Origin of the sequence: Acidianus infernus (assembly GCF_009729545.1) — an archaeon.
Taxonomy (GTDB): Archaea; Thermoproteota; Thermoprotei_A; order Sulfolobales; family Sulfolobaceae; genus Acidianus; species Acidianus infernus.
On sequence record NZ_WFIY01000004.1, the window covers coordinates 1,880,012 to 1,905,217 of the forward strand.

At 35.9% G+C, this 25,206-nt stretch carries 25 protein-coding genes; 13 read left to right on the forward strand and 12 right to left on the reverse strand.

Annotated elements, in window-relative coordinates; genetic code table 11:
* Positions 1 to 9 precede the first annotated feature (9 nt).
* On the reverse strand, positions 10 to 153 hold the full coding sequence (locus D1867_RS10765; RefSeq protein WP_155864132.1) for a hypothetical protein: 144 nt from the start codon (positions 151 to 153) through the stop codon (positions 10 to 12).
* 398 nt (positions 154 to 551) lie between these two features.
* Between D1867_RS10765 and D1867_RS10770 the strand changes: the two genes are divergently transcribed.
* The gene (locus tag D1867_RS10770; protein WP_155864133.1) at positions 552 to 872 is read left to right on the forward strand and encodes a hypothetical protein; all 321 of its coding nucleotides are present in this window, start codon (positions 552 to 554) and stop codon (positions 870 to 872) included.
* Positions 873 to 947: 75 nt separating this feature from the next.
* Entirely contained in the window at positions 948 to 1,946 is a 999-nt protein-coding gene (locus D1867_RS10775) for an SLAC1 family transporter (RefSeq protein WP_155864134.1), read from the forward strand.
* Here D1867_RS10775 and D1867_RS10780 read toward each other — a convergent pair.
* Positions 1,943 to 2,719: an aldose 1-epimerase gene (locus tag D1867_RS10780; RefSeq protein ID WP_155864135.1), complete on the reverse strand. Its 777-nt coding sequence runs from the start codon at positions 2,717 to 2,719 to the stop codon at positions 1,943 to 1,945. The genes D1867_RS10775 and D1867_RS10780 overlap by 4 nt on opposite strands.
* A gap of 326 nt (positions 2,720 to 3,045) precedes the next feature.
* On the opposite strand from D1867_RS10780, the gene D1867_RS10785 reads away from it, so the two are divergent.
* Positions 3,046 to 3,387: a DUF2173 family protein gene (locus D1867_RS10785; protein ID WP_155864136.1), complete on the forward strand. Its 342-nt coding sequence runs from the start codon at positions 3,046 to 3,048 to the stop codon at positions 3,385 to 3,387.
* Between the two features lie 18 nt (positions 3,388 to 3,405).
* Here the strand turns inward: D1867_RS10785 and D1867_RS10790 are convergent, their stop codons facing one another.
* Genes D1867_RS10790 through D1867_RS10800 form a run of 3 tightly spaced genes read right to left on the reverse strand, consistent with a single transcriptional unit; the run spans position 3,406 to position 8,232 of the window.
* Complete coding sequence (locus D1867_RS10790; RefSeq protein WP_240872238.1) at positions 3,406 to 4,152, reverse strand: hypothetical protein; 747 nt, start codon at positions 4,150 to 4,152, stop codon at positions 3,406 to 3,408.
* Positions 4,153 to 4,210: 58 nt separating this feature from the next.
* The gene (locus tag D1867_RS10795; RefSeq protein ID WP_155864138.1) at positions 4,211 to 7,606 is read right to left on the reverse strand and encodes a molybdopterin dinucleotide binding domain-containing protein; all 3,396 of its coding nucleotides are present in this window, start codon (positions 7,604 to 7,606) and stop codon (positions 4,211 to 4,213) included.
* Positions 7,603 to 8,232, reverse strand: a complete 630-nt coding sequence (locus tag D1867_RS10800) for an arsenate reductase (azurin) small subunit (protein ID WP_155864139.1) — start codon at positions 8,230 to 8,232, stop codon at positions 7,603 to 7,605. Before D1867_RS10800 ends, D1867_RS10795 begins: the two co-directional genes overlap by 4 nt.
* 165 nt (positions 8,233 to 8,397) lie before the next feature.
* On the opposite strand from D1867_RS10800, the gene D1867_RS10805 reads away from it, so the two are divergent.
* From D1867_RS10805 to D1867_RS10820, 4 genes are all read left to right on the forward strand, one after another.
* On the forward strand, positions 8,398 to 9,168 hold the full coding sequence (locus D1867_RS10805; protein WP_155864140.1) for a hypothetical protein: 771 nt from the start codon (positions 8,398 to 8,400) through the stop codon (positions 9,166 to 9,168).
* An 81-nt stretch (positions 9,169 to 9,249) separates the two neighbouring features.
* Entirely contained in the window at positions 9,250 to 9,933 is a 684-nt protein-coding gene (locus D1867_RS10810) for a sulfocyanin-like copper-binding protein (protein WP_155864141.1), read from the forward strand.
* 132 nt (positions 9,934 to 10,065) lie between these two features.
* Positions 10,066 to 10,500: a hypothetical protein gene (locus D1867_RS10815; protein WP_155864142.1), complete on the forward strand. Its 435-nt coding sequence runs from the start codon at positions 10,066 to 10,068 to the stop codon at positions 10,498 to 10,500.
* 38 nt (positions 10,501 to 10,538) lie between these two features.
* Entirely contained in the window at positions 10,539 to 10,997 is a 459-nt protein-coding gene (locus D1867_RS10820; protein ID WP_155864143.1) for a peroxiredoxin, read from the forward strand.
* On the opposite strand, the gene D1867_RS10825 is transcribed toward D1867_RS10820, so the two are convergent.
* The 3 genes from D1867_RS10825 to D1867_RS10835 all read right to left on the reverse strand — a co-directional run bounded on the left by D1867_RS10825 (position 10,994) and on the right by D1867_RS10835 (position 14,007).
* Positions 10,994 to 12,376, reverse strand: coding sequence for a SelD-related putative sulfur metabolism protein (locus tag D1867_RS10825; protein WP_155864144.1), 1,383 nt, complete (start codon positions 12,374 to 12,376; stop codon positions 10,994 to 10,996). The genes D1867_RS10820 and D1867_RS10825 overlap by 4 nt on opposite strands.
* Before the next feature lie 153 nt (positions 12,377 to 12,529).
* Positions 12,530 to 13,282 carry a dioxygenase family protein gene (locus tag D1867_RS10830; protein WP_338078131.1) on the reverse strand — a complete coding sequence of 251 codons (753 nt, stop codon included), beginning with the start codon at positions 13,280 to 13,282 and terminating at the stop codon, positions 12,530 to 12,532.
* 71 nt (positions 13,283 to 13,353) lie between these two features.
* Complete coding sequence (locus D1867_RS10835; RefSeq protein WP_155864480.1) at positions 13,354 to 14,007, reverse strand: sulfocyanin-like copper-binding protein; 654 nt, start codon at positions 14,005 to 14,007, stop codon at positions 13,354 to 13,356.
* Positions 14,008 to 14,147: 140 nt separating this feature from the next.
* Here D1867_RS10835 and D1867_RS10840 point away from each other — a divergent pair, with 140 nt between their 5' ends.
* The 5 genes from D1867_RS10840 (at position 14,148) to cutA (ending at position 19,550) form a co-directional block, all read left to right on the forward strand.
* On the forward strand, positions 14,148 to 14,303 hold the full coding sequence (locus D1867_RS10840) for an LPXTG cell wall anchor domain-containing protein (RefSeq protein ID WP_155864146.1): 156 nt from the start codon (positions 14,148 to 14,150) through the stop codon (positions 14,301 to 14,303).
* A gap of 80 nt (positions 14,304 to 14,383) precedes the next feature.
* Positions 14,384 to 14,920, forward strand: coding sequence for a proton pump complex quinol oxidase subunit SoxA (soxA, locus tag D1867_RS10845; protein ID WP_155864147.1), 537 nt, complete (start codon positions 14,384 to 14,386; stop codon positions 14,918 to 14,920).
* A 121-nt stretch (positions 14,921 to 15,041) separates the two neighbouring features.
* The gene (gene soxB, locus D1867_RS10850) at positions 15,042 to 16,562 is read left to right on the forward strand and encodes a proton pump complex quinol oxidase subunit SoxB (RefSeq protein WP_155864148.1); all 1,521 of its coding nucleotides are present in this window, start codon (positions 15,042 to 15,044) and stop codon (positions 16,560 to 16,562) included.
* 67 nt (positions 16,563 to 16,629) lie between these two features.
* Positions 16,630 to 17,190: a DUF1404 domain-containing protein gene (locus D1867_RS10855; RefSeq protein ID WP_155864149.1), complete on the forward strand. Its 561-nt coding sequence runs from the start codon at positions 16,630 to 16,632 to the stop codon at positions 17,188 to 17,190.
* Positions 17,191 to 17,366: 176 nt separating this feature from the next.
* The gene (gene cutA, locus D1867_RS10860; protein ID WP_155864150.1) at positions 17,367 to 19,550 is read left to right on the forward strand and encodes a glyceraldehyde dehydrogenase subunit alpha; all 2,184 of its coding nucleotides are present in this window, start codon (positions 17,367 to 17,369) and stop codon (positions 19,548 to 19,550) included.
* Between the two features lie 789 nt (positions 19,551 to 20,339).
* On the opposite strand, the gene D1867_RS10865 is transcribed toward cutA, so the two are convergent.
* From D1867_RS10865 to D1867_RS10880, 4 genes are all read right to left on the reverse strand, one after another.
* Entirely contained in the window at positions 20,340 to 20,825 is a 486-nt protein-coding gene (locus tag D1867_RS10865) for a ribbon-helix-helix domain-containing protein (RefSeq protein WP_155864151.1), read from the reverse strand.
* Between the two features lie 186 nt (positions 20,826 to 21,011).
* Positions 21,012 to 21,479, reverse strand: a complete 468-nt coding sequence (locus D1867_RS10870; protein ID WP_155864152.1) for a hypothetical protein — start codon at positions 21,477 to 21,479, stop codon at positions 21,012 to 21,014.
* 1 nt (position 21,480) lies between these two features.
* A complete protein-coding gene (locus tag D1867_RS10875; protein ID WP_155864153.1) occupies positions 21,481 to 21,891 on the reverse strand; it encodes a hypothetical protein in 411 nt (136 codons plus the stop codon).
* Between the two features lie 52 nt (positions 21,892 to 21,943).
* A complete protein-coding gene (locus D1867_RS10880; RefSeq protein ID WP_155864154.1) occupies positions 21,944 to 24,499 on the reverse strand; it encodes a hypothetical protein in 2,556 nt (851 codons plus the stop codon).
* A 175-nt stretch (positions 24,500 to 24,674) separates the two neighbouring features.
* Here D1867_RS10880 and D1867_RS10885 point away from each other — a divergent pair, with 175 nt between their 5' ends.
* Entirely contained in the window at positions 24,675 to 25,202 is a 528-nt protein-coding gene (locus D1867_RS10885; RefSeq protein WP_155864155.1) for a hypothetical protein, read from the forward strand.
* The last annotated feature ends 4 nt before the right edge of the window (positions 25,203 to 25,206 follow it).

The following is a 25,206-nucleotide window of genomic DNA, read 5'->3' on the forward strand; positions in this document are numbered from 1 at the left end:
GGGAGGAAGTCAGATGTTATTCTTATCCAGGATAGGATGGTTATCCTTCTTTTTAGGTATTTTCTCTTTTTCCTTTAGATCTCCTACAGACGCTTTGATAGTAAAATTTACAGGAAAAGAGAATTCAAGCAGTTCAATAGGTCTTGCTAGCACTATTTCTCAAATAGGTTCATTGCTTGCTCCAATAAGCATAGGCTTTGCCGTTAATTTATCCCCTTTTTTTAGGAATTTTTACCCTATCTGCAGGCGCTCTTCTATCCTTGGCTGTCTCTTTCCTAATTTAGCGTCAGAACGCAGGCCTTTCTTCACCGTTCGTTGGGGCTGTAGCCTTCCTCATCCGAGTTTTTAATTACTTGTAGGTTTAAAAAGGTTGAGCTAGTGGAATTCTTCTTTTCCAATACGAATGTATAACTAATTCAATACGAGATTTGAAATTTATTTTGCTCCTTCTACTAGGAGAGCTCTTATAGCTGACTCTTCCACGCTGAGGCTTTCAATCAGGAAAAAGCAGTCTATGGAAAGATATTTTAATAAATCTATTTTATTAAATTATGATGGAAGAGAAGGAAGTTGTATTAAAAGCTTTAGAAAAAGTAGATAAGTGGTATGTACAACTGGCTGGAATTAAAGGAAATGAATTACTCATAGTTTCGCAAAGGGAAGTTCCTAAAGAGATCGAAGTAGAAGGTAGAAAGCTTACAGTAAAGCATTATTATCCTGAAGAATACCTTACCGTTATTACAAAGGATGAGAACGAGTTCCGCTCTTACCACGTTTATTACTTTGTTAAAACATACATGAGGAAGGTCCTAGACTTGCTCGCTTATCTTGAGGTAAATAGGATTAGGATTGACGAGAGAGATTTGCTATGAGAAAATAACCGAGGTTAAAGTTGTTAAAATTCAATTCTAGCTAATATTTATATACTATGCAACAAAGTTACTCATATGAAGTTAGGCTCAGAATGGTTCCCCGTGATTATAGGAACCTTCGTATTATCCTTAATAAGTTGGATGAATTCTATACTCTTTAATTTACCTATACTTTTTGATGTAGGAAAAGTAATATACTTTATAGCTCTAGTAATTTTTATCATAATATTTTATGGCTGGATATCTAGGATAACTACGAATTGGAGAGAAGACATGGAGAACTTGAATAGGATAAGCTCTACTGCATTCCTAGGAGTAATATTATTCATTTCAGGCTTCTTTTTCATGACTTATGTTGAAATAAATTATGAAATAGCTTATGCATTACTAGTTCTTTACTTCTTGGGTTACTCTATCGTGTTTTTAGTTAACGTGTACTTAGGATACAAATTATTTACCAAGGATGTTAGACAGAACGAGATATCTTACGCATTATTAGTTCCAGCAATAGCACTTTCTGCCAACGTTATATTAAGTGCTCCCCTATTGCCTCCTTCTCTCCCTTTCATATCGACTTACTTTGTTAAAATCGTTTATTTTATCATGCTATTCTCAGTCGGGATAACTTTCTTTCAAGTGATATTTATAGGTAGTATAGCCTTCCTATCTCACGTAATATATAAGGGAAGTTCGGCTACTGTAATGATTCCCGTGGGTGCAGCGAGCATATTAGCCATCAACGTGTTAGTATTTCCGTCTTATAATTACCTTCACCTCTTTTATTTTCCTCCAGAGTCTGCCTTAACACTAGCAATAATGCTCTGGGGCTTTGAAATGTGGAATTCACTAGTTGCACTTATAATTGCAGTGAAGCACATAAAAGATAAACCTTCGCTAACTAGCTGGGCTTACGTATTTCCTTTAGCAATATCTTCGTTCTCGGACTTTATGCTTTACCAAGAAACGTCGCTTCTGGTGTTTAAAGCTACAGAAGTTGCATTCTCCTTGGCAATCATACTGCTTTACGCCTACTCTTTAAGGAATACTATCTTTGTTTTAAAGAATAAGGTCTAAAGTCTCACAGAAATCTTGAAAGTAAAAGTTGCAGTTTCTCCTTCCTTTAGAATTATTAACCCTATGCCATTATGAAATGCATCGGGAGCACCGCTCATAGGCTCTACAGCTACCGCAGAAGGTTGTCCGGTGTATATTTGAACAAAGTCCATATTTTCCTTTTCTATCATTACTTTTGAATAATCAGAAATTAAAGTTACATTACCTTTAAGTAGAAAACAATCGTCGTACTCTCCTTGAGTTATTGTAAAATCTTCCATTTCTCCGGTAGGTATTTTATCCTTCATTATGAGCCTTTTAGCTTTATTAGGGAAAATCCTCCAATTTCCCTTAACCATGAAGTAAGGATGAGCTCCTACGACTAGGGGAGCGTCTTCGCCCTCATTTTTCACAGTGATAACTGTGGTCAATGAAGAGGAGTCAAGGGAGTACTTTACCTTGATAAAGAGAGGAGACGGATAGCCTGGATCCGTTAAGTAAAGGGAAAGGGTTACTTCGTCACTTTTTAAACTTTCAACGTCCCATATTTTATCCCTTACTAAGCCATGTATTGCGTTTCCTTCAGAATTCTTAGGGAGTTCGTACTTTTTACCTCTCCAGTAATATTCTCCTCCTTTTATTCTGTTAGCAAAAGGGATTAGTAAAGCCATTCCCCCTCTAGTTTGTCTCTCCCTACCTTCTAGCAGTATATCCTTTGATTTAACTTTGAATGAATACAAATAAGCACCCTTATCTAGAATTTCAGCTTCCGTATCTCCTTTTTGAATGTGCATATGAGATCATATATTCATGGATAAAAAATTTTTAACATAACGGGAATGTTAACATCATTAATTTAGATTAAAATTTAGAAAATAATGAATGGAAAAGAGAAGAAGTGATTTAAATTATAAAATTTTCCCATCGATTTTACACTCAAGTTTTATTGAATTTAAAAGTTGTAATACGAAAATTTTTAACAACTTCCGTTATCGTTTTGAAGATATTCCATAATGTTTAAAATGATAATTAATGAACAACACTTTATTTATTATCATATTTATCAATGTTTAATATAAATTCTTATATATATGAAATATATCATATATATCAGAAAAACATGTCTGAAGAAAAGTTAGAAAAACTAATGAAATTAAAAGGAGCGATAGCAGCAGGAGAGTTTAAGGAGAACGGCGAATTGGCGGGATATAAAGGACCAATGCCGGAAGATTTAGCAAAGTTGGTAGCTATGATGTGCGCTGCAAATTCACTGATGGCAAAAACGGAAGCGGAATCTTTCACTAAAATAAGCGGGATGAAGTGGACTCCACTAATAGGTTGGGCAGTAGCTGCAGGAGAATACGCAGTCTGTGTAGTCGGGAGATATGGAGTGTTCGTGAAAGTGAATGAGGCAGATTTTAATGAAATATTCAAAACTTTAAGAGAAGTAGCAGGAATTTGAGGTAGTGAAGACCTTAAGTCAATTTTTTCTTTTAGTTAGCATTTCGTTTTTTATTCTAAATTCTTTAGGAACTTTTGGAAAGAGTGCGTCGTAGTTAAGTTTTAATCCAATAGCAGTTATAGGAGGAAGTAAAATATAAGCTAGGAAGAGTGCAGCATCTCCTATTGGTAAAAAGAGTAAAGAGTTTGCAGCAGGAATTACTGTAGCCAACAGTATTGGTATAGATATGCAACAGCTCCCTCCACCTATTACTCCTAAGAGAGGGGCTAACAGAATTACTTTGGCCCTAGTTAATCTAGAGGAAACTTCAAGAACTCTCATAATATTTGCGGTAACTAAAGTAGCAATAATTAAGCCCATTATCATTGCGTAAAGTGAAAGTTCGAAATAATAGTTGGGAGGGAAGCCTCCAGCTATTGAAGGGTTAAATACCAAATTCATTATAGCAGCGTACAACCCTGCTGGATATAAAGGAGTGAAAGAGAACGTTATGAAGGGATTTTGTACTGTGAACAAAATTCCATAAAAGCCAGTCAATAGCCTTTCTAAAGCTATGCTGTAAACAAAGTAATGGACGGACAGGTAAGAGAAGAATATCGTTAGTGCTGTTCTACCTTTCTTCAGATAGCGAATGGGCTTCCTAAGTACAGTCTTTATTAAAAGAATGAGGAGGGAAGACCAGAATATTAAATTTCCAACTGTAGAATACAGGAAATAATCCGGTGAACTTGGAGAAATATAAATGATGAAAAATCCTGCTAACATTAAAAAGAGGTATCTAAGAAGAGAGGAAGAAAAAAAGGAAGATGACTTCATTATTCCTTCACGACGGTAAATGGAAGCTTACTGGACTGAAGGTTAGCCTTGCCTTAGTTTCCTCAGACAGTGTACCTATCTTCTTTATATTAACCCAGCTCCACTTTACCATTTGGTTGTCAGTTACTGGGTCAACCGTGGGTGTAGTAGCGTTATTTGCTCCAGGCTTAACTTCGAATGCCATTGCTAGGAATAACTGACCAGGAGGCACAGTGTCAGAAATCCAAACTATTGCATCCACTGAACCATAGTCGTTATAAAGTTCTACAATATCTCCGTTCTGCAATCCTTCGTTCTGGGCGTCAGTAGAACTCATCATGACTATTGGGTAAGGAACCCTTTGTAATATTTCTGGGATTTGATAGTCTATCCATCCGGACTGGAAGATTATGTTCCATCTACCGTTATTTAACCAGTACTTGTATTTACTCTGTAATTGTGCAGCGTAACCGAAGATTCCTACATAAGGCGTTGGGAATGGGTTAAATCCGTTAATCACGTAAGGTAATAGATCATTCCAGCTGTAACCGAACATTGACTGTAAATCGTTAATACTTATGTATGTCACTTTCCTAGTTATGAGTGGTAACGTTATTGTCTGTCCAGAGGGAGTAGTTCCTACTGTAATTGCTTGATTAGGATCAATTGTTACTTCTTCAACTCTGAATTCTCCGTTAATTGCTGGCTCTGCATAATTAACTAAGCCGTAAAGGCTAAAGCTACCATCTGGATTAGTAATCTTACCGAGTATCGGTAATTGAACTCCTATAGTCCTTGCAGCCTTGAGGTCGTTTAAATCTATTTGAGCCCATCCTGGAGCCCAGTGTGGTACAATATATCCATAAGGCCAGGACTTAAAGTTTATAGGTCCATTTGCTACGTAGTACTTCCAGATATCGTTGTAAATATTAAACCAATCGTAGTCATAGTAAAACTCAGAATAACTGCTGATTAACGATAAAGGTTGAGAGTTTTGTATCATGTGAGTACTCAGGGAATTCCAGATTTGGTTGAAGGCCTGGTAAATCCTTTGAGCTTGTGGCGAATTCTGCTTTCCTTCTGCTTGATATAGTTGATAAATCTCGTAAGCAATCATGGCGTAAATCCAAACGTCCGGCATAGCACTCCCTGGTGGAGAGTGGTAAACCTCGTCCAGTCTAAGTCTTCTATCGTGTCCGTTCCATCTTATTTCATAAGTTTCTCCGTGATTTGAAGCTGAAGGTAATATTAAATGAGCTGCTCTCTCAAGAACTCCGTTTTGCGGTAATATTATATCATTACCTACAACGAATAGTGCTCCAGGAACAGCATTTGACCCACTGAGACATGAAATTACTGCATTCGCATAAGTGTCTGGGTCTGGGAAGTTAGGTAATGGTGCACCAACGTTCTGGGTATTATATTGTCCGCTGAGTATTTGTGAGTTAGTGTTTGAAGAAGGTATTCCTAGATTAATGGTATTTTCTACGCATTCCTGTAATAAGTGAGCTCTATTATCAATTACTTGGCTTAATTTTTCACCGCTCATAGTAAGCTTGTAAGGATTGGCAGTGAATACCCAGAGTACTTTTCCATAACCGCTATAGATTAGGTAATCAATGACAGGATTATCTTGATATACTTGAGGCACTAATGTAGATGTGTATTGGTTATAGAAGTTCTTAATGAACTCTGCTATAGCAGTGCCGGTAACAGTTTGACCTTGTGCTTGTAATTGCTGCGGAACATATTCGTGCATTTGAATCCAGTAGTTTCTAGGGGCATTTAAGTTACTTGACCACGGTGGTGGGGGAGGTGCTGGGAATGCTGCTCCTCTCTGATGTCCGAAACCTGTTGACACACCACAGCCCGGTCTTCCAGATAATGCACCACTAATTATTCCTAGGTTAGCTATGGCGTAAATCGGCGTATAATTACCAGACCATATTACTCCTTTTTCAAACTCTATTAGGGTTCTCTTATAGAATGATTGCCCGCTACTATTAGTCTTAGGTGCAGCAATAATGTCTCCTATTAGCTGAATGACACTTTGCGGAACTCCAGTTATTTGTGAAGCTTCTGATAGCCATTCGTCTAGAGACTTTGATTGTAAGTATTGTATGTAATACTGGTAGGTCTGCTTATTGAATGTAAAACCGTATTGGCTGGCATTTTGATACATTGTGATGAAATGATTAACTACGTCAGGATAAGTATAATAAATGTATGCTGCAATAGCGTTTGCCAACTCAGCATCTGTTCCGGGATTAACTTGAGCGAAAACTACGTATTGGTGATTAGGATTGTATTGACCATTATAAACAGTTCCCGCAGTTATATCATAACCTTGCATCGCATCTTGTACACTAACTCCTAGCTTTGCAGTTACGGCCTTAACTGTCTCGGAAGGTCTTGCTTCGACTATTATAATGTTTGCAGGTAATGCAGGTTCACCGGTATCAAACCACGCTTGTTTCCTATCTAGAGTACTACCACTAATATTATCAAATATGTGCTGGATTAAATTAACCGTAGACGTAGTATATTCATTAATTCCCCACAAGATTAGGTTGTCTGCTATAGTAATATCGAGCATACTTGCAGTGTCAGTACCGTTACCGTTAGTCGCTTCCATTAGTGCATCTTGCGTGAATGAGAACGCTACTTGATAATGAAACCTTACGAATGGAGTAGCTAATCCCATGTGAAGTAATAATCCAGGCATTAAGTTGCTAAATACTCCTCCACCTTGGCCTCCGCCGTGGTCTGCCCTTATAGCCAGAACTTGAACAGCACCGGGACCAACAGGGTATTCGAAGGTTTCATTATCCATGTAATATTTAAGTATTTTTGCCGCTACCTTAATCGCGTAACTCCAACCAACTGGCTGTAAACTACCGTTCCACCTTATCAATGGCGTCTTTATCCTTGATTGATAAACGGCAAAACCAGAGGCTACGTCGCTGAATGGACTCCAGTTCCTTTGAGCATTTCTTCCTCCTCTGGTGGAATAATTACCTTGGTTCACCGGGCATTCTGGGCTTGGAATTTCTTCTATCCAAACTTCCTCCCAAGTTTGCTTTGATGGATTATATCTCATTGTCCTGGTTACCATTCCTTCTCCTATCCAAGGAGTCCCTGTTAATGCTGAAAGAGGTTGTAGTGGGGATGTATAATCGGCTTTGTATTCTTTTAATTTCCTAGGTTCACCATTTACAGTAAATACATAGTCAATGAAGTTATACTGTATTCCATTCTGTCCAGCCGTTGGTTGACCTTCTTGTCCAACTGGAAAGACAAATATGTCGTATCCGCAACCTACATTACAGAATCTGCAAGTTGCAAAATATCTTTCTGCAGAAGTCGGCGGTAATGGAACTTTACTATTAGGCACTCCAGTGTATTGAGTACTTGAGGAACTCATGAACTCACACCCCCACTTGTTGTACCTTGTAAAACGTTATTGTATGCTCCGTAAACTAACTTGTTAAAACCTAATGCGTAAATATTTCCAGAGCTGGAATCATATTCTAGAATTAGTTGTGCCAAGTATTGGTTAGGATGTCCTATAACTTGCATTCCACCTTTAGTTACATCGTATTGAGAGAAGTGCATTGTACATAATAAGCAGTTAGTGTTGGGATCGTAGCTTAACGGATAACCCATGTGTGCACAATATCCGCTAAAACCAACAATATCGTTATCTGGACCTACTCCCCCTATTGAAGGAACTCCTGTCTTGATTAAAATAACTTGATAACCCATGTAGGTAGTCATTTTTGTAGTTCCTGCAGTTGGGAAGTCACTTACATTTGCTACTAATTGCTTTACATATTTCTCTACTTGTGTTACAGTTTTTGTTATATATTGTGGAACTACCTCTTTAGTAACTTCTGGCTGTACTTCTGTTTTAGTAAGTAGTTTTGGAAAAGCTTGACTACCTATTACTATTCCTGCGGCTACTCCTGCCACTGCTGCTGCTCCACCTATTATTATAGCTCTCCTATCTGGATCGGGCTTCTTGCCCTCATTTTTCTTTTCGGTAGACATAATTCACCACTTTTGTCATGTAGAATTTAGTTAAAAAACTGGTAAAAAGTCTACATATATATGCATAACTATACATATTTATTTTTATAAAAAATATAAAATTTTTTATTTTTGAAACATTTTTAAGTTAACTATATAACACTTTATTAACTTAATATAAAGATAATGAGGAAAGAGAAGATAGCCATTGCTTTAGTCTTCTTCACAGTAACAGTTATCACGTATTTTATGTCGTTTAGTAGGGGAGCAATTTTTATAACATCTGCAATATCATCGCTCTCATTCTGGGCTGGGGTACTAATTCTCATCCCCAGTAAATTTTTTAGAATGATTCTAAACGTCAAGAAGACCAGAGCATATTGGATATCATTTGGATTATACTTATTTTTCCACGTAATGCTTTACGGCTTCTTTTACGGTATAATATTGGGCCTTGACATTTTTATTCCAGAAGTTAGTGTATCTTACGGAGTAGGAATACCACCGTCCTCCATTCTCCTTTTGCCTTATTGGGAGTCATTAAGCCCAGCATTAAACATTGTCATTTTTGGATACGAGGACATTATATCTCCATTTATCACTTTCATAGGAATAATATTAGCGTTATTAATAGGAGCAAACATTGAAAAAATCCTTGAGCTAAAGAGAGAAGTAAGCAAAAGGAGAGCCAATGCTGTGCTTGTTGGAGTTCCGATAATTGGCGTTGTTTCAGGGACCTCGTGTTGTCTCTCTTTGCCTAGTATAATCATATACTTCACGGCTTTAGACCTAGGAATAGTGTACTCTGTATTACCGATTTTAGCTTCCCCTATCTATTTTTCCTTTGTATGGTACGGATTGCCTATAGGCTCAGCCGTTTTACTTTTCGAAAATTTTAGGGAAATGAACAAAATTTTACAAAGACTTAACAAGAAGAAGGTGTGTGAAGTTAAATAATGAAAAGTTTGTTTAAAAGAAAAGTTATGAAGATTAACATATCAAAAATTTTATTATGCATTTATTGATTAACTTTACTCAATGAACAAAGCCGTATCTACTTCCGTGGTAATAGTTGTGGCAATAGCGTTAATATTAGTGGCAGTAGCAGGATATTATTTAGCAACTAGATCTCCTATACCAGTAGGCACAACAACATTACCACCTTCTACTGTATCAACGGTGACTATGTCCACTACCCCCGTTACAACAACTACAACCTCAGTAACGACGTCAGTATTACCACCCGGAGCTAGGCCGTTGCCTTATAATCCTTCTACTAAGACTGTTTATTTGTATATTGCTAGTTTGGATAGTGGTTCTCCGTATAATTTTAACGGAACTTCTGACGGTGAGTTGCATATCTTTATTCCCGCAGGTTGGAAGGTTTGTGTGATTTATACTAATTATGAGCCAATTGATCATAATTTCATTATTGTAAAGAATACTACTGCAGTACCACATTGTAGTATAATACCGTCCTCAAACATTATATTATACGTTGGAGTATCAAGCAGTAACTACTTCGACTCAGGAATATCCTCAGGAGCATCAGCAACAGGATCAATAGTACTATCACCAGGCTACTACTGGTTCGCTTGCGGATATGAAGACCACGCAGAAAGCGGAATGTGGGGAGTAATAGAATGCTCATCATCAATAACACAACCATACTACGAAGTAACCAATGAAGAAATAGAAGAAGATGAAGAAGACGAAGAATAAACCCCCACAAGACAAAACCTTTTTTATCTAAACATATTTGAGAACCTAATTATCATTTATAAATATCATAAGTATAATATTTTTCTTAGAAAAGAAAGGTTAATAAATCAGTAAAACCATCTTATCCTTAAGATGAAAGGCACTACTAATAGTAAGAAGTACATTGTTATGGTCAGCGTTATAATATTTCTAATTGTTATAATTTCTATTATAGCAATAAAGCCATCTAGCTCAAAAAATTGTACTATAACTATCATTAAGCAAGGTTGCATAAAGCACGGTATTCTTCCTTGCATGGCTAAAATAGGTCTTAACGGAAGTGTTTACTATTTTAACCTCACAGTTTATAATCCTGGAAAATCTGTTCCTATTTGTTGTATAAGATTAGACAAAGTTGCCATTACTTTCAATAAAATTTTTGTTTTTTATAAGAATTCATATTATGGCGACGAAATTCCTCAAGGTAAGAATATCATAATAATAGCCTTTAATACCACATGTTCTAACATTACCTCACTTACAATCCATTTAGAGAATGGACAGAATTTGCAACTAAATTTTGCATAGATCATAAAGTTTAATTATTTAGGGAAAGTAATGAAATTATGGAGTCAAAAAGGAAATTGGGTTTGGTTTTCGCATCTGGAGCATCAAATAGAATATGTTGCGTTGCAATATATGGAGGGGCGGCATTAGCTGCAGGATGGGAAGTAATACTACACCTAGTAAATGAAGGAGTAGTGGCTTTTAGAAAAGATGTTCTACCTAAATTAAACACTCTTGGACTAGAAATGACAATAAAGCCAGAATTTTATACGCCTTATACAGACCAATTCTTAAAGAACGTAGAAAATGCTGTGAAAAACGGTCAACTTAAAGATTGGTATTCATTCCTAAAACAATTAAAGATGGACTATAAGGATTCCTTCAGAATTTACGCATGTCCCGTAGCTTCAGCCTTTTATAATGTTAAAAAAGAGGATCTAGTAGATATAGTTGATGACATAAAAGGAGCTGAGACATTTCTTGAAGAAGTTTATGGAGGAGTTGTGATGTATATTTAATCAATTTTGAAGTGAGATAATACATTTTTTCTATGAATAAACCTCTCTATATCCTTATTAACGTGAACCACTCCTTTACCCTTGCCTAGCACTTTGCCTATTTTTATTGGCTTTAATCCCTCTTTTTGCAAATCTTCCATTATGTTATCAGAGATTTTCTTACTGCAAAATATTACTGTAGCCCCATTAGTCCCTGAAGTAGAATTAGGTATGATAAAGCCTTCAGTCGCAAACTCAGCAATCTCCTCATCTATTACGGGAATCTTATCTAATTTAACGTCAATACCCGCCTTTTCAGCAAACTCTTTAATGACAAAAATTCCTGGACCGGTAACGTCTGTGGTCATGGTAATATAATTCTCTCTATCAAATTCCTTTCCAAATTCTGGCAAGTAATTATAAATTACTTTTGCTGTTGGGATATTAGGCTTCCTCATTTGTTCTATCACTTCCATCTTAACTTTTTCTAACCGATTAAAAGAGATTCCTCTACTTTCCATTAGTTCAAGCACTTCCGGAACCACTAAAATCCAAAGATAGACGTTAATTGGAGCTAACTCGCCTATTGGACGAGTAACGATTATCTCATCACCTTCCTCAACCTTATTATAATACGTTGGCAATTCGTGGTCTGATTCACCTAAAACCGTAGCACCTAACATGAGGCTCTTAGTGTTTGGCTGAACGTCGTTAATAATTGGTATATTGTATTTTTCTGAATAATTTTCATAATTTTTCATTATTCTCTCTTTTAAATCACTGTTAGGTGCATCGAATAAAGGTAGCATCCTTAAATTCTGATAAGCACCCTTAGTAAATAAATCGTTCAGAGAATTTGATATAGCAACATCAACTTGCATTTGTGACCCTGGGTCTTCAAGCGGATCTACTATTTGTATAGTATCATTATTTGCTAGCGTATAAGAATTGATTTTATTTCCATCTAATTTGATCAAATCTAGGACAGCTACTTCTGCACTAGGGATAGTCGTTACTATGGAATGACCTTTTCCTATAGTTAATTTTCTTCTACTCCGGATAGAAGAATATGCCTTCAATAAAAAGTTAGCAAATTTTTCAGGGTTTCCTGCAGTATCTTGATTAACTTGGATTAAACTAACTCCCCTATCCGCATCAAAATCCCCTCCGCCTATTATTCTTTTTATTTCCATTTTCTCCCGCGTGATAAAAATATCTGCATCTTCTCTGGGTAATATTTCTATATTCTCTAGCTTATTCTTTATTTTTTCTAATGCAGGATAAACTGTGTCTATTAAATCAACTTTCACTGCACAACCAGTGGCTAGCGATAATGGATTTAACCCCATCTTATTATAAATTTCCAAGTTTTTCCTAAATCTTTCAAATACTTCTTCCATAATATAGTCTTATTTTTATTGTTTTTAAAATTTACTATATATACATGAATTTTGTAAAAAACATTGGAATAATCATGTATTTTATTACAAGGCCGTTAATATTTTGCCAACTAATTGATTCTTATAAGTCTTTGTAGCTGAAAAACTACTACGTCATTTGTCAAAAAACTCTACAGCAATCATACTTACTCCGGGCCAAGGTATTGAATAATCAATGATACTTGCTTTTCTAGGTTTTACGGCTCCCATCACTATGTATAAAGGTCTTAAAAATCCTTCTGGTTGAGCCTCTTTCCATTCTTTAGAACCTTCCAGCTTCATAATACCGCTAAAATCCCCTTTTAATAATAAGTCCTTAAGTATCATATCAAATTTGCTCTCCTTAGGGGATACCTTGAAATAGTATAAATCTAATCTATGAGTAGGAGAACCAGTGCCTATAATTATTGCTCTCTTATTAACTACTTTAGCTATTGCTTCACCGATTTTATAATGCTCCTCTACAGGCTTGTCGTTTATTGAAATTGTAACTACTTTAATCCCTTCTGGAAACATGTAATAAAGGGGAATCCATGCTCCATGATCTAGGCCCCAATTATTATCTGGAGTGAAAAGACCGGTAGAAAGCAAGTTATTCACAGTGTCAGTATCGTTTTCTGCAGAATAACAATACTTATAGGTTTCCTCTGGAAATCCGTAGTAGTCTTGTATGCATTCTAATTTTTCTTGAGTTTCTATCAAAAATTTTCCATTCCATGAGAAAAAGTGAGGGCTAATGATTATTGCTACTTCTGGGTCTATTTCTTTCCTAATTTTCCTTCCTAAATTACGTAAGGTTTCTTTCCATTTATTTTCCTCAATTAAAAGAAGAGGAGAACCGTGAGATATGTAGTAACCCTTCATGATATACTATTGGCTTTTAAAAATAAAATTTTAGATTTGTTATTGCTTAAAAAAAGGTTTTGTCTTGTGGGGGTTTATTCTTCGTCTTCTTCATCTTCTTCTATTTCTTCATTGGTTACTTCGTAGTATGGTTGTGTTATTGATGATGAGCATTCTATTACTCCCCACATTCCGCTTTCTGCGTGGTCTTCATATCCGCAAGCGAACCAGTAGTAGCCTGGTGATAGTACTATTGATCCTGTTGCTGATGCTCCTGAGGATATTCCTGAGTCGAAGTAGTTACTGCTTGATACTCCAACGTATAATATAATGTTTGAGGACGGTATTATACTACAATGTGGTACTGCAGTAGTATTCTTTACAATAATGAAATTATGATCAATTGGCTCATAATTAGTATAAATCACACAAACCTTCCAACCTGCGGGAATAAAGATATGCAACTCACCGTCAGAAGTTCCGTTAAAATTATACGGAAAACCACTATCCAAACTAGCAATATACAAATAAACAGTCTTAGTAGAAGGATTATAAGGCAATAAGTTGTGGGTAATTTGAGTTGTTGATACAGTGGTTGTTACTGGAGTTGTAGTGCTTACCGTTGGATGGTAGCAATGAACTGGGTAAGTCACTTTTGCAAAGTTATATGCTAAAAAGCCTGCCATTACTGCAGTTCCGCCGAAAATGAGTATTAGTATCACAGCCCCTATTTTACTTAACGCTCTCATGTCTATCAAGATATTTTAGAAAATACGAAAGTATTTATTTTTTATCTTAGTAAACTAACGAAGCTTTATATCATTTATAAAATGATTTTCATAATAATAATTGATAAAGAAAAAGCTTTATATATTACTATAATTACTTGATGATTGTGGTAAACGTGTTTGTCCTTCTAACTGCAGCTACGTCAGCGTCTCCTTCAAGTATCCCATTCGAGAACTTTTTTGGTTTCTTGTTAGCTGGTTTAGCCATATTAGCAGGGATAGGATACTATCTCTTAATGAGGAAGAAGGCAATCTAACTTTTTAATCGCATATATTTTTTATATTTTATAAGAAAGAAAAGCTTTTAAACTTTCTAAAAATAAGAAAGTTTGAGAACATGAGTGCAAAACATAGAGATTGGGAGAAAATATGGTTCGGTGTAATGTTAATACTCGTAATAATTTTCGTGGCGTGGTCTTACGAGTCGATACTAACTGGCTCAACTGCTACATATAGATACGGCTTACCTTTAAAGTGCGGTCTCCCTTCAAAGCTACCTAATGGAACCTTAGTAATTTACATGCTTGCAGTTCAGTGGGCTTGGATACCGCAAAATGTATCTGAAATAATTTACCTGCCAAACGGTACAGTTCAACAAGTCTTAATTACAGACGCAATAATGTATGTTGACGGTTTCCCATATATTAAGGTCTATCCTAAGCAGCCAATAGAATTAATACTTTATAGTAACAACGTTGTCCACGCATTTTATATACAATTACCTCACGGAGATCAGAACTGGAATATTGTGCCGGGAATAGATAGCTATGCGTTCTTCTACGCTCCAGCAACTCCCGGTAACTACTCGTTCCATTGTGCTGAATACTGCGGCGTTGGTCATTCTTACATGTACGGATATTTTGATGTACAATAAAATTTAAAACCTTTTTTATTTTTATCTCATTCTTGTTTAATTTAAATTATAGTTTTAACTTTTTATGTTTTAAAAGAAAGAAAAGCTTTTAAACTATGTTAATATAATTATCATGAGAAACATGAAGCTGTATCCTAAGTCTACAGTAGGAGTAGCATTAATGTATACTGGAGGAGCATTAGCTTGGCTAGCTGTTTTAGGAATTGCAGCATTATGGTTTAGAACAATACTATTATCTCCGCACATATGCTGTCCAAGCATAGGAGAAAATGTCATTTCACCGTTATACTATTTCTTAGTAACAATGCACGGACAAATAGCAATGTTTATCGTAGTTCCAGATTTAACACTAGCTGCTGCTACTTACGGATTATATAAAAGTAAAATGAGCATACAGCATTTTAAGCTAATGACTATTGCCTTCTGGCTGATTAATTTACCTTTAATATTTGAGTTTGCAGGAGGTCCTACAACTGGTTGGTATGAATATCCTCCTTTAGCATTACAAACGGGAACTTGGAATATATATGGAAGTTTACCTGATGCAAATTTAATGATAGGCTTAGCTTACTTCATGCAAGTACTTAATACATTAGGGGCAATAATTGGAGGCTTGACTTTATTCTTCGACGGATATAAGACAAGACCGAGGGAAGGTAAAATACCGATATTTGCCGCTTATGGGATGGCTTTTGGAGGAATGTTCATGCCAATAACCATTGTTGCACTTACTGCCGCAGCGTTATGGTATTCGTTATATTTCTGGTTTGGAGTTCCAGTAAACCCGTTAACTTGGGTAGTATTATTCTGGTTTTATGGGCATCCTGTAGTATATTACGTACCTTTCACGGTATTCGGAGGACTTTACACTTTAATTCCTCAATATGCAGGAAGGCCTTTGTACAGTGAAAGGTGGGCCAGATGGAATATTGCATTATTATTTACTTTTGGCATGTTAGCGTGGGTTCACCACTTACAAACATGGCCTTTACCAGTAGCTATTAGGGCTTTCATAACTCCAACTACATTAATACTTGCTGCGGGCTCTGGATTGACAGTCCTTAACTTAGGTTTAACAATATTTACAAGCAAAGGTTATAATTGGAAGGATCCAATAGGAATGGCTTCGCTCATTGCGTTAATAGGATTTATACTTGCAGGTTTACAAGCTCTAATGTTACCAGAAAATCCACTTAATGTTCTCGTTCACAACACATACTACATTGTAGGTCACTTCCACATGATGATATGGACTATAATAATAGTAGGATTTACTGCAATCCTCCTAGATATGTTAAAAACTAAAATGGGGAATGCAGATTTCTCCAACTTAGGAAGAGGGCTATTAACTGCTGGATTAACTATGTGGACTGCCTCAGCATTAGCCCTAGGATACGTTATGAGTTATGCAGGATATAACGGGTTAATTAGGAGATGGGACGCCTATCCAGTGAACTTCTTACCTTATATGGATGCAATGACATATTTAGCAGTTGCTATGGCCGCTTCCTTTGTAATGTTTGCAATTCCTATTTTAGGAACTTTATTACCTATAAAGACTTCCGCATTCTGGGTTTCAACAGAGTCCACCTCACTGCCTTCCACATCTTTACCAGGTACTATGGCAAAGCATGATAAATAAATTAAAGTTTTATGTTTTAGATATTTATAAGAGAAAACTTTTTTAAGTTTTAATAGAATATTTTTTTATGATTAGATACTCTAAAGAATTCGAAAAAAAGGATTTAATCCTTCCCATTGCTCTTTTAGTCGCATTCCTTAATCCTTTTATACAAGGGTTAGAATTTACTAACCCCATTGTTTATATGTTGGACCATTATGCTATTTATGGCGCTGGAGTCCTACTAGGTTATAAGTTGCTTAGGACAAACTTTTACCTCTTTCTCCTAGGTGTAATCCCAGCAGGCTTTTGGCACATCCCATTATTCTTTGCCTTAGGTGCGTCATTCATACAATATAGGACAATAGAAGAGTTAACTCTATTTTTAGGCGGTTTGATAGCTGGAGGATATATTCCTCAAATGAAACTTTCTGGCAAGGTAGGAGCTTTAGCAGTTTATATGTTAGCAGACAGCATATTAAGTATCTTCTTTATACTAGAGTATAAGCAATATACCCACGAATGTTTTCCTTTCCTAGATTACACTCCTTCACAATTGCCTTTTGTAGGTATTTCAATGTTCGCAGTAATGAATGTAATCCTAGTTTATGCAATAATCAAAATACTTAGGAATGCATCAATATTTTAAGTCAGTCGGGCAAGTTATCTTCATTCATCGTCATTGACCCTTTCATCATCCTAGTCAATTAAAGAAATGAAGTTTTTAATTTTTTGCTAGCAATGTTAAAAGTACGAAATTAAAACTAACGCTTGGGCTGTATACTTAATTAAGAATTTATAACCAAACTTTCTTTAATAACGAATATGTATGTTGGACAGAGAGTAAGGAGGAAAGAAGATTTAAAATTAATAACCGGGACTGGAAGATACGTAGACGACATAAACCTTAACGGCATGCTTTATTTAGCAATTCTAAGGAGTAACGTTCCTCACGCAAGGTTAAAGAAAATAAACATTGAAGATGCTCTAAAATTACCCGGAGTAGTAGATGTAATAACCGGGCTAAAAATAAGCGTTGAGAATAGGCCAAATAATTTCCCAATGGCTATAAACGAAATCTTATATGCAGGACAACCAATAGCTGCGGTCTTAGCTGAAGATAGATACACTGCTTACGATGCTTTGGAATACATTTCGTATGATTATGAAGAACTACCTGCAGTTGTTGACCCTGAGGAGGCAGTAAAAGACGAGGTTAAGGCTGTAGAAGGAAGAAGCAATATTGCGTATTCAAAAGTTTACAAAGGAGGTGACGCGGAGAAAGCATATGAAAACAGTGAGGTAAAGATAGAGGAGAAATTCGTCATATCAAGGGTTTATCCTGCACCTATGGAACCTAGAGGATTAGTAGTTGATTTCCAACAAGATAGGATAACTGTTTACGCATCAACTCAATCACCTCACTATATGAGGTCTTACTTACTTTCTGCTTTTCCAGAGTACGATTTTAGGGTTATACAAGCAGATGTAGGTGGAGCTTTTGGTTCTAAATTATTCCCATATCCCGAGGATTACATAACTGTTTATGCCTCAATCAAATCTAGGAGGCCCGTAAAATTCGTTAATACTAGGACAGAGGAACTTCATTCAACCTACCATTCTAGAGGTCAAATACACCATGTAAAATTAGGAGCAAACAAGGACGGCAAAATTAATGCATTGATTGATGATATTATTATAGACTTAGGAGCAGCGTGGCACGGATTTTATTTGGCAGATATTTCCGGAACGCTAATCACTGGACCTTACGACATTAAGAACGCTACTTCAACTATTAAAGGAGTTTTAACAAATAAAGTCCCATTGGACCAATATAGAGGAGCGGGAAGGCCTGAAGCTGCCTTCGTATATGAGAGACTAATGGATATCCTTGCTGACGAGTTAGGAATTGACCCAATAGAATTAAGGAAAAAGAACGCTATAAGGGAGACGCCGTATGTAAATCCTTTTGGGTTAAAATATGATAGTGGTAATTATCTAGATCTACTTAATAAGGCTGAAGAATTTTATAGGGAAATGGAGAAAACTGCTGAAGAATTGAGGAAACAAGGAAAGAAAGTTGGCGTAGGGTTATCCTTTTACGTGGAGCAAAACAATTTCGGTCCTTGGGAGAGCGCATCAGTAAGGTTATTATCTAATGGTAAAGTTGAAGTAATTATTGGCGCCGCACCTCACGGTCAAGGTACTGGAACAGGAATTGCTCAAATTGTTGCAGATGAACTTCAAATTAACATAGATGACGTTAACGTTGTTTGGGGTGACACAGACAAGATATCTAACGCCTTTGGAACTTACGGCAGTAGGAGTTTAACGTTAGCAGGAAATGCAGCACTCCTAGCAGCAAGGAGGTTAAAGGAGAATATCATGAGGTTGGCTGCCGCGTTCCTTAAAAGCGATCCTGAGGAATTGCAATACAAGGACGGGAAAGTAATTAACCCTAAGACTGGGAAGATGTTGAGTTTAGCAGAAATTGCAAAAATGGCTACTTCAAACCTTGGCGGCACTTGGAATTATAAAGCTGAACCGACTTTGGAGGCAACTGCATCCTTCGGACTTGATAATTACACCTTCCCTTACGGCAGTCACATAGCAATGGTCGAAGTAGATGAAACTGGGAAAGTAAAGGTTTTGGATTACGTAGCAATAGACGATTTAGGGCTAGTAGTTAACCCAATGTTAGCTGAGGGCCAAGTCATGGGCGGAGTGATTCAGGGCTTTGGTGAAGTGGTGACGGAAGAAATAGTTTATGACGAGAGGGGGAACTTATTGACTCCCTCGTTTGCGGAGTACGCAATCCCTTCAGCCGTGGAGGCTTTTAACGTAAAATGGTTATACATGGAGGAAGGTAAATCCAATGCTCCACTGCCCGCTAAGGGAATAGGTGAAGGAGCTAGTATAGGTTCATTGCCCGCAATAACTAGAGCTATAGAGAGGGCCGTAGGGAAGAGGATAACTAAAATCCCAGTGAGAATGGAGGAGTTAATCTAAAATAACATCTTAATCAATTTCACCATTGGGTCTCAACTGGGTTTATCCCAAAGGACTCTTTTCACTATTTATTCTAATGGGAAGCTCTTTTCTTACGCAATGCTTCAAATACCTTCAGAAATAAACGGTTACAATTTTGTTCTAAAATACAGTTGCAAAAGTATCGCTAGCGGGATATATCAAGCATTTATTGAAACAGTACAAGGGGTAAAGGCTTTCTACGCTGTTTCGAACACGATGTTTAACAACGGGCCGTTGCACAATACTTACATTTTGCCAACAATAGAGACCTTACGCTTTAGGTTATTGCTACTTCGTGTACCCATGCCACCGACAACTACAGACGGTATTTTATGGTACTGGCCTAGTGGATCGGCTAGTAGCCCATGTGTTTATTACAGAGATGGGGGTTAAGGGGGCGGAAAGCCTCGCCAATGGATAGCCCCCCTTATAGATTTAAATATTCGTTTATCTATTAGTGACGTTAATGACGCTCCTCCCCAGCTTGACTGTGGGAGGGGCAACCAGCATTCCTCAATAAGGGACTAGACTTATCTAATGAAAGTCCCCTTAAATGGTTCTCTGAGCCACCCGAATCGATGGTGGGAACGATGAACCGCTTTGGGAGGGAACCATCGCCCTTCCAGGGCGGGGAGGAAGTCAGATACCAGAAATTGGGGCTAATACTTATGTAGTAACATGACGACGGTAAAATCTTCGATCTAATTAGGGGAGTGTTTCTTAATAAAGAGAGAAATTTAACTTTTTTCCTCATAAGAAATAAAAAACTCACGATATGGTAGAAATTTTTTTCACGAACTTGCACTTCTGCAAGAGGATTATCTTATTTATTGTCGAAGGGATTACCAATTCGTCAACACCAATTATCGAGTCTACGTAGTTAAGTGCCTCTTGGTCTATATTAAGAGTAAGTTTCTTTATATTTCTAAAGGAGATTGGCTTACCTACTTGTAATATTTCATCTCTTGTTACGCTTAATTCCTGCACGTCAGAAATAACTACTACGTCCTTCTTTGCGTCTTCAAATCCCTGCACGAAGGATTTTCCAGTTTCTTTAACTCCTTGTACAACTTGTGTTACAGCATTAGTAGCTTTACTTGTTAATCCTAAAAATGATGAAAGAGCTTGATTAACAATCTCTCCTACCGTTCTCCCGGTTTCTCTTGCAGTCATTACTGCCCTTTCATAAATACTTTTATCCACTCCTCTAATAGTTACAGTTTTCTTGTTTTTCTCATCTTCATTGCTTGACATGTTTAACAATATGTAAAAAGAGTTTATAAGTTTTACTCACCTAGCTGAAGATAACAAGTGTTCATTTAAATAAATTAAATCAGTATGTGTATGTATATATAATATTATTTACTATAAAAATAATGATATTTACTATCCTTAACAAATCATAAATTAAGAGCTTAAAATCTATAAAATAGTCAAACTTTAAGTTGAACTACAAGGGACAATAAATATTAAGTTACCGTAGTTTGTTACTATAGCAAGGTCTGATAACTCATTTAGATAAAAGATTATAGAATGCGGTGAATAAGAAATTGATATTATAATAGGATAGCTAAGTTTTACAACGCACCAATGTCCTTGATTATAATAAAATATCTCAGTGATATTAATTTTACAAATAGGTATTCCTCCTACACCCTTTGCAAGGCAGAAGGTTAAGATTACTTTGTAAACTCCATCAACTTTCTGCGTCGAATAGGAAATTTTTAGGAAGCCTGAGGCTATATCTTGGCATATCAAGCAATGATAATAATTATAGCTCTCTTTTGAAAACAAGATTTCTTGATTATTTTGTGGAAAGTACATAAATTCTATTCCTAGCGGAATAAATACGGAGAGTATTATTATCAGAATAATAACTAGCATTATAACGTTAGACAAACCTTTCATTTTATGTCACCTTAGCCGTAGAACCATAAGAAACCGTGGCATAATATATCCTCCCGGCGATATTTAGCTCAACGTCAATTTCCGGTGCATAGCCGCATATCTTATAAATTAAAGAATTCTTACATGAGCTTAAGAAAGAATAATTAGCCTTCACCCAAATACCGTTAGAGTAATTATAAATTTCTATTACCTCTGGCTCTACTGTGGAATATGTAATATTTAATATTCCACCTTTATTATTACTAACATAAGTGATTGTTATTAACCCATTATTTATAATTTGAGGATTTTGAGACTCCGACTGCTGAGATTGATAGTAAGGATTAAGCAAGAATAAACTAAGGGGAAGTATAATTCCTACAATAATCACAAGAATAATAAGAAAAGCTACAAAATCTGAAATACCTTTCATTATATATTTTCTAGATAAATTTCCATTTAAAACTTACTACAGTAAAAAAGTTTTAACATAAGTATGTAACATGATACATGCAATACTCATTGCCCATAGTAGAGTATGTAGGAGTTAAGATGTTATCATTTATACAAGAGGAAATTAAGTAAAAGTACTCTACAGGAGTTTTACAGTTTAAGTTAAGCTTTACATAAGGTCCGCAATTTTCCATCAAATTCACTGCTTGAGGCTGAGCCTCTTCGTATAATAGCACTTGATACGTTGGTTCATCATATAAACTTATGCTTAAGTGAGAATCCTTTGGAACACCTATATAACCAAAGCTTCTACCACCACTATACCAAGTGTATGTTGAATAGTAATATGGTTCGTTTGAACATGGAATATATAAATATATCGATATTCTTACTTCACATGTACTAATAAATGAAACATAGATATTATAAAATATTTTAGCTCCTTGCTCAACGATTAAGCATGCAGGCTTAGCACCACTACCAGAGCTAGGTAAAATTACAGACGAGGGGTGAATTATTGGGGTTATATTATATTTTCCATTATTTAATGGAGAAATATTTAGAAACATGCAGAATGTGCAAGTACTGTTTGAGAGTTTTATATTCAAGTAATTTACTTCCGTATTGTTAGGAAATACGCTAAACCAGCCTGCAACTCCGAAACTTGATGTTATGGTAGGATATACTGTAATTTGGCTGAGTTTTCCTTGAGGAGGTTGATAATTACAGACTATTAGTTCATTTCCACAAAAGTCTACACGACAGCCGTAGAATAGATCGTATTTTGAAGTTACTAATTTAGCACCTCCATCAAGCTTAATATTGTTAACCTTTATTAAGGAGTAACCGCACACATTAATTTGACTATTTCTTGCCATTGTTAAAGACGAACAAGATCCGGTATCTATTATTAATGGTCCTTTCTTGACACAAAGTTTGTTACATCCAGTGAAAGTCAAAGTAGTGTGGCAACCAGATTTCAGTACTAGACCCCCACATATAGTGACATTATTAAAGCCGATGGTAGGATAACTTGGTGCTTGTATAAAAAGCGGATAGCATGAGCATATTGTATCAACTCCGCATATTTCTATACATTTTGCAGTGAAACTAATTATGTTGTTCTTATCTTGTAAGTGAACTCCTCTAAGTTCTACGAGGCTTTTTCCTTTAGGAGCACATTCGAAATAGGCTATGAATGGACCACAAGATATAATCTGTATACCACAAGATTGTTTATGAGTGCTAGTTAATATTAACTTTCCAACGTTTTTATTAGTTGTACAATTAAACAATACACCTTTCTCGAACACAAGCTCGGCATTAGATATAACGCTTGTACAACCTTCAGAGACAACGCACTTACAGAATCTTAGATTAACACAAGACTGATCCACAAAACCGTTACTAAATATAACTGGGCATTTGAATATTATACATTTTGTGTGAATAGGTGATGATTTCTCTATGCATAATTGATTGCAGAATTTTATGGGCTTACAAATGTATAGGATTCCATCACAATATTTTATGAACTTGTTATTTATACAAGAAGAGTCATGAGCTGTACATTTACAGAATTTAACACTATTAATTTCACTCTGTAACTCTTGCTGGTAATTACTGGGATTATAATATTGATAAATTGGATTAACAAAAACGCAAGGACATGGAGGGACATATTCTATTTTGCAACATTTAGGAATTGGACAATGATCGCCAACATGAACCTCTATGCCTTTACTTAGGTATAACGTGCACACGTTACAGAATTTTACGTCTCCAACTATTTGTAAACAACCTTCATTTGCGAAGTATCCTATATTTCCATGGTTTGTTTTAATTTCATCATTTCCGTATATTTTTACAAAGCCACGTGAGGACGACGAAAATAATATGCTTAAGCATCCTAGCTCTTTTTGATATAATTCGTAATAAGTAAGAGGTGCAGATGTAATTATTCCATTTGCAGTGTTTATTCCTTTAGATAAGCTTATGAAATAAGGATAAGCTAATCTATACATTTGTCCGCATATATTAGCTATAATCCAAATAACCGGCGTCTCATTGGGGGAAGTTACAAAAGTTACGTTTAACGTTTGTCCATTGCATATACAGAAAGCGTAAGCTTCAATTTTTCCCTGTTGCTGGTTCAAAAAATAGACGTTATTATTAAATAGGATTGGTTTCAGTTGAGTGTCTCCTATTTTTATACTTACATAACCTACATAGTTGGGGTTTGAGACTTGATTAGGGATAGAAGTAGGCACGTAATAGTAGGGATTATAATTTGAAGGCATTAAGAAAGGTATTAAATATAATTTTCCTCCTTGATATCCCGGGATATTTACAGTAAGTATAAAATTTACGGTGAAATTTATCGGCTGACATTTGTGTTGAGGAATAATATAATTTATAACGGGTTGTGTTGAGCTAACCTCTAATCCTTTAGAATAATCTTCAGCAATATAAAGTGGATTAGTTTTAGCTTCGATTAATGATGAGGACGTTGAGTAATATACTAGAATTCCTAAAGCCATAGATATTGTTATTATAAGGAATAGGAATGTAACTAGAGCATTATTCATTAAATCACCTTATCTTTTAATTTATCAAATTTATTTTAGAGTATCTTCTATAAAAACTTATATCTCACAAAACCGCAATGAATTAAAGTTAGAGTTTTCCTAACAGCCAAAATAATGGTAATTTAAAGAGAAAACTTTATTTAAAAGAAAAATATAAATAGAAAATGGCGACGAAATGGATATTGCGTTATCGGACTTTATACTTATCATTGCAGCAGTAATAATAGGTCTTGTTATCTTTAGCTTTACGACCGCTTATATAGCTCCGCAATACGCATTTACTTATGCCGAACAAAATGCTAAAACTATTTCACAATCGACTTTCATTAGCATAAGCCCACCAGAAACAACTAATTCTGGGTGTTATAATTATTTAGTTGATATATACTCCCCTGGGTTTTCTGGTAATTTTACTGTAATTGCATTTTATATTCCTTCCTCGGAGCTCCAGTCCATAGCTATTGTTACTCCTTCCTCTTCGTTCCCCGTGTATATTAATTCTACTTTGGCATTAAAAGTAACTTTAAGTAATGTATATGATATTAACGGTCATATCTTAGTTTCGAGTATTTCTGGGTACACTGTACCTGCTAATTACCCTATACAAATTATTGCACCCCCTAAGCCAGGGTGCTCACTAGTTATTTGGATTATTTATTCTGATGGTGAATATAATTTTAGAGTTTTATATGCTTATGGGTGATAAA

Coding starts and splice junctions, on each gene's coding strand:
- D1867_RS10770 (WP_155864133.1), top strand. CDS start 552: ATGATGGAAGAGAAGGAAGTTGTATTAAAAGCTTTAGAAAAAGTAGAT.
- D1867_RS10775 (WP_155864134.1), top strand. CDS start 948: ATGAAGTTAGGCTCAGAATGGTTCCCCGTGATTATAGGAACCTTCGTA.
- D1867_RS10780 (WP_155864135.1), bottom strand. CDS start 2,719: ATGCACATTCAAAAAGGAGATACGGAAGCTGAAATTCTAGATAAGGGT.
- D1867_RS10785 (WP_155864136.1), top strand. CDS start 3,046: ATGTCTGAAGAAAAGTTAGAAAAACTAATGAAATTAAAAGGAGCGATA.
- D1867_RS10790 (WP_240872238.1), bottom strand. CDS start 4,152: ATGTTAGCAGGATTTTTCATCATTTATATTTCTCCAAGTTCACCGGAT.
- D1867_RS10795 (WP_155864138.1), bottom strand. CDS start 7,606: ATGAGTTCCTCAAGTACTCAATACACTGGAGTGCCTAATAGTAAAGTT.
- D1867_RS10800 (WP_155864139.1), bottom strand. CDS start 8,232: ATGTCTACCGAAAAGAAAAATGAGGGCAAGAAGCCCGATCCAGATAGG.
- D1867_RS10805 (WP_155864140.1), top strand. CDS start 8,398: ATGAGGAAAGAGAAGATAGCCATTGCTTTAGTCTTCTTCACAGTAACA.
- D1867_RS10810 (WP_155864141.1), top strand. CDS start 9,250: ATGAACAAAGCCGTATCTACTTCCGTGGTAATAGTTGTGGCAATAGCG.
- D1867_RS10815 (WP_155864142.1), top strand. CDS start 10,066: ATGAAAGGCACTACTAATAGTAAGAAGTACATTGTTATGGTCAGCGTT.
- D1867_RS10820 (WP_155864143.1), top strand. CDS start 10,539: ATGGAGTCAAAAAGGAAATTGGGTTTGGTTTTCGCATCTGGAGCATCA.
- D1867_RS10825 (WP_155864144.1), bottom strand. CDS start 12,376: ATGGAAGAAGTATTTGAAAGATTTAGGAAAAACTTGGAAATTTATAAT.
- D1867_RS10835 (WP_155864480.1), bottom strand. CDS start 14,007: ATGAGAGCGTTAAGTAAAATAGGGGCTGTGATACTAATACTCATTTTC.
- D1867_RS10840 (WP_155864146.1), top strand. CDS start 14,148: ATGATTGTGGTAAACGTGTTTGTCCTTCTAACTGCAGCTACGTCAGCG.
- soxA (WP_155864147.1), top strand. CDS start 14,384: ATGAGTGCAAAACATAGAGATTGGGAGAAAATATGGTTCGGTGTAATG.
- soxB (WP_155864148.1), top strand. CDS start 15,042: ATGAAGCTGTATCCTAAGTCTACAGTAGGAGTAGCATTAATGTATACT.
- D1867_RS10855 (WP_155864149.1), top strand. CDS start 16,630: ATGATTAGATACTCTAAAGAATTCGAAAAAAAGGATTTAATCCTTCCC.
- cutA (WP_155864150.1), top strand. CDS start 17,367: ATGTATGTTGGACAGAGAGTAAGGAGGAAAGAAGATTTAAAATTAATA.
- D1867_RS10865 (WP_155864151.1), bottom strand. CDS start 20,825: ATGTCAAGCAATGAAGATGAGAAAAACAAGAAAACTGTAACTATTAGA.
- D1867_RS10870 (WP_155864152.1), bottom strand. CDS start 21,479: ATGAAAGGTTTGTCTAACGTTATAATGCTAGTTATTATTCTGATAATA.
- D1867_RS10875 (WP_155864153.1), bottom strand. CDS start 21,891: ATGAAAGGTATTTCAGATTTTGTAGCTTTTCTTATTATTCTTGTGATT.
- D1867_RS10880 (WP_155864154.1), bottom strand. CDS start 24,499: ATGAATAATGCTCTAGTTACATTCCTATTCCTTATAATAACAATATCT.
- D1867_RS10885 (WP_155864155.1), top strand. CDS start 24,675: ATGGATATTGCGTTATCGGACTTTATACTTATCATTGCAGCAGTAATA.